Origin of the sequence: Pseudonocardia sp. Ae505_Ps2 (assembly GCF_001932425.1) — a bacterium.
In the GTDB taxonomy this organism is placed as follows: domain Bacteria; phylum Actinomycetota; class Actinomycetes; order Mycobacteriales; family Pseudonocardiaceae; genus Pseudonocardia.
Map to the genome: position 1 here is coordinate 44525 of NZ_MCIP01000002.1, position 4174 is coordinate 48698.

A 4174-nucleotide genomic window follows, 5' to 3' on the forward strand; every position below is an offset into this window, starting at 1 on the left:
ACTCGGTCGGCAACCGGCCCGCGATCGAGGCCGGTGACCAGCCACCACGCAACAGAGCATGCACGATCCCGCGCAACCGCGGGTGACGGTCCACCGCGAACTGCTTCGGCCGCTCCCGCGCCGCCAGGGCCCGTTCCTGCGCTGCCGCGGCCCGGTACTCGTAGCGTCCGCCGTGACGACGGACCTCACGAGAGATCACCGACCGATCACGACCCACCACCGAGGCGATCTGCTTGTAGGACAAGCCCTCCGCGAGACCCCTCGAGATCTCCTCCCGATCCGACAACATCAACATCTCACGCACGGAACATCCTGTCCCGCCGAACAACCAAGATCAAGTGCTACGACCGGCTGAACTCGCCGCCACCTGCTTCGACAACGCCGTCGCCGAGCCGTTCTTCGCCAGCTACAAGAAAGAACTCATCCACACCCGGCCATGGAACGACGTCACCGAGGTCCGACAGCAGACATTCGTGTGGATCGAGAGCTACTACAACCGTCGCAGACGGCACTCCACCCTCGGATACTTGACACCCACCGAATACGAGCTAGGATTCAGGAAAATAACCGGCTTGCCAGCCTAAACCGGCGTCAAAGAAATCGGGAACACTCCAACCCATGATCACGGGCGGGTGGACCTGCGTCACTCCTCGCCCCGCGGGCTCGCCGCTGGCGATGTGGCGAAGGACGAACGCGAGGCCAGCTACAAGCCCGCCGGAGAACCCGCCCCCCGGGCCGTAGTGTCCGCCGACCAGCAGGTAGATCGAGTACAACAGCATGACGGGGAACAGCATACGGGCAACGGGAACCAGCGGGGAGATGTAACCTTCCGGCCCGGGTCCGCCGCCCGGCGACTCGTCGTCCACAGCGGGTGTCCCTCTGCCTGGAGATGGGGTGTACGCCCGAGGCGCTCTCCATCCCACCGGTTCCTGCCACCTGCCCGGGGAGGCGCGGGCGTCGACCGTCCACTCGGTCACCGGTTCGCCTGCGGGCCCGGGCGAGGTCTTCACCGAGTTCCTCGAGTGTGCCAGGGTTTCGCGGTGTCGAGTGGGAGGTCACCGGGCGCGATCCTGAGGGTGAAATGGGTGGCAGCCCGGTACTCGATGGGGAGTTCCTGCAGTAGAGGCGCTACGATGGTGACCACCGACTTCGCGTGGATGGGGCCGAACACCGCGATCGCCCATTGCCGGGCTTCTGCGTCAGGTAGGGCCAGCGGGGCGCCGCTGGCTTTGTCCGTCCGTGTCACCGCCAACCGCCATTCCGACATGCTGCTGTCTACCCGGTGGACGGCCGAGCAGAGTGAGAGAACGTCACCGTTCCGGCTGATGCGTGCGTAGGCGAGCTCGGTTCCAGGGTCGACCCTGTTCACGTCGAACGCGTCGCGGAGGTGGAAAACGACGTCGGGAAAGCGCTCCTGCAACGCATCGATCTCCCGGTCTTCCAAATGGTCACGTCGCCGGAGCCATCGGATCATGGCGCAGCCCCCCGCCCGGCGGAGCGCTCAGCCCGCTGCGCCGCCTCCGGAGCGTCGACGCCGGCCCTGGCCCGTTCGTCGGCCTCGGCCCGTTCCCGGTCCCGCAGCTCCTGCCGGGCGCGTACGAGCGCCGCAGTCTCCGCGGGCGGGTCCGGGCTGAACAGGCTGCCGGGCACCGGCCTCCCGGCAGCGCCCAGCTGGTTCATCCGCTTCGGCACCGAGGCGCCCTGGTAGTCGAGCACGACCGGGTGGCCGTCCTTGTCGAAACCGGCCAGCGGCTGGTGTAGCTCGACATACTGGCCGTGTGGGAGCCGCGTGATGATGCCGGTCTCCAGGCCGTGCTCCAGCACCGCGCGGTCGGAGTTCTGCAACCCGATGCACCAGCGGTAGGCCACCCAGTACACGATCGGCGGCACTATCAGCAGCCCGAGCCGCCCCGCCCAGGTCGTCGCGTTGAGCGAGACGTGGAAGAACAGCGCGATCCAGTCGTTGAACCCGCAGAGCACCAACCATAGGTAGAACGCGATCGCCATCGCCCCCAGCGCCGTCCGGACAGGCACGTCCCGGGGCCGCTGGAGCAGGTTGTGGTGCGCCTGGTCGCCGGTGAACCTCCGCTCGATCCTCGGATACGCGGACGCCACGGCGAACAACACGGGCAGGAACGCCGCGGTCGGCAGGAACGCCGACGGGATGGTGTACGTGTCGAACAGGTAGAATTCCCACGGCGGGAAGATCCGCCCCATCCCTTCGGAGAAGAGCATATAGAAGTCGGGCTGCGACCCGGCCGAGACGTGCGAGGGATCGTAGGGCCCGAAGAACCAGATGCGGTTGATCTCGAAGAGTCCGGCGATTAGCACCAGGACACCGGTGACGACGAAAAAGAACGCGCCACCCTTGGCGGCGAACTGCGGCATGATGCGCACACCAACGACGTTGTTCTCTGTCCGACCGACGCCGGGGAACTGGGTATGCTTCTGGTACCACACCAACCCCAAGTGCACCGCGATCAGCGCGAGGATGACCCCGGGCAGGATCAGCACGTGAATGATGTAGAGCCGCGGGATGATCTCCATTCCCATGAACTCGCCACCGAACAACGCCCAGTGCACCCAGGTGCCGACCACGGGCACGGACAAGGTGATACCGGAGGCGATGCGCAGACCGACCCCGGAGAGCATCTCGTCGGGCAGCGAGTAGCCGGTGAAACCGGCAAAGGTGCCGAGTAGGATCAGGTTCACCCCGATCACCCAGTTCGCCTCACGCGGCTTGCGGAATGCTCCGGTGAAATACACACGGAACATGTGACAGATCATCGAAGCGACGAACAGCAGCGCCGACCAGTGGTGGAGCTGCCGCATGAACAGGCCGCCCCGCACCTCGAACGTCAGCTCGAGGGCCGACTCATAGGCCCTTGACATGTGCACTCCGCGCAGCGGGTCGTAGGGGCCGTTGTAAACGACCTCCTCCATCGAGGGATCGAAGAACAGCGCCAGGTACACGCCCGACAGAAGAACGATGATGAAGCTGTAGAGAGCAATCTCGCCCAGCATGAACGACCAATGGGTCGGGAAGACCTTGTTGAACTGCTTCCGCAACCCGGCCGCATAAGCGAAACGCTCGTCGGCCTGATCGAGCACCACTGCGCTCGTCCCCGGCGGCTTCGGTCTCTTCGCCAACGCATCGGTTGAGTTCATATCTTGGAGCTTCCTCCTCGAATACTCAGTGAGGGCCAGATTACAGACGCGATGCCACCCCGGCTCCTGCACGGATCGTCAATGACGTTCGGTGGACCAGATCGGCCCACTCTGTGTGAACGTGTTTGAGAAGCCCGCGCAGCAGTGGCTCTCGCGTGGCCGTAAGGCCAAGACTGGCGGGACTTCTGCAGGTCGCCCGAGCGGAGCACCGGTGCGACGCGGATATCGGACGTCACTTTGAGCGCTTCTCAAACACGCTCTGAGGGAATCGACCCGTAGGGCCGCGTAGGGCCGTCTGCCGCCCGGGAACGGCAAAACCGGCCGTGGGCACCACCGGGGCGTGGCACCTGTCGACCAGGAACTATGACCCTGCACCGGTCCACAGTAAAGGACGGCAAGCCGGTGACGGACACGGTCGGAAGCCCTCTCGCCAGACACCAGCAGCGGGAGCGACTGATGCCAACCAGTTGCCTCCCGGGCTTTTGTCCCGCCGTGGGACGGCCTCGCGGCCGCCTGCATCTCTCGGACCAGACTCCCGAGGGACGGGACGGAACCCTAGACGCGCCCCACCATCGTGGTGGATCGCATCGGATTCTAGCCGATCGTCCGGTTCTCGTCGCATCAGCGCCTCACTGCGGGTCGGTGTTGCCGCCGAATCGCTCGCGCAGGTTGCGGGCCAGGCGCTGTCGCAGCAGATCGCCGTCGGCGTGGCGCTGGTGGCGCTCACGGCGTCAGTTCTCAGTACGTGCGAGGTCACGCCACGCCGTACCTGCTCTGACCAGCCCGAACATCAGGTTGGCAAAGGCTCACTGGTCCAGCTGGTCGCCACCGGAGCAATGCTTGAGACCTGTGGATGACTGTGGAGGGGCCGTACCCTTCCGGTGATCTTGAAGGCTCTCAAGCAAGACCGGCGCAGCAACGCTGGTCGGAAGGGCACGACCCATGCTCAGCGTAGTTCCCGAGGCCGGATCCGGTGACGAGGCCCGTGTGCAGGAGGGGCCGGCGT

At 65.5% G+C, this 4174-nt stretch carries 4 protein-coding genes and 1 riboswitch; all 4 genes read right to left on the minus strand.

The genetic code is table 11. From position 1 onward, the window contains the following. Positions 1-295, minus strand: a 295-nt coding sequence (locus Ae505Ps2_RS28440) for a helix-turn-helix domain-containing protein (RefSeq protein ID WP_249265418.1), incomplete at its 3' end; no start/stop codon positions are given. A gap of 253 nt (positions 296-548) precedes the next feature. Beyond that, positions 549-866, minus strand: coding sequence for an MnhB domain-containing protein (locus Ae505Ps2_RS28450; protein ID WP_249265411.1), 318 nt, complete (start codon positions 864-866; stop codon positions 549-551). Between the two features lie 140 nt (positions 867-1006). Further along, a complete protein-coding gene (locus Ae505Ps2_RS28455; RefSeq protein ID WP_139320275.1) occupies positions 1007-1474 on the minus strand; it encodes a hypothetical protein in 468 nt (155 codons plus the stop codon). Then, positions 1471-3114: a cytochrome bc complex cytochrome b subunit gene (locus tag Ae505Ps2_RS28460; RefSeq protein ID WP_249265409.1), complete on the minus strand. Its 1644-nt coding sequence runs from the start codon at positions 3112-3114 to the stop codon at positions 1471-1473. Before Ae505Ps2_RS28460 ends, Ae505Ps2_RS28455 begins: the two co-directional genes overlap by 4 nt. Before the next feature lie 523 nt (positions 3115-3637). Then, positions 3638-3738, minus strand: a riboswitch (guanidine-I (ykkC/yxkD leader). Between the last annotated feature and the right edge of the window lie 436 nt (positions 3739-4174).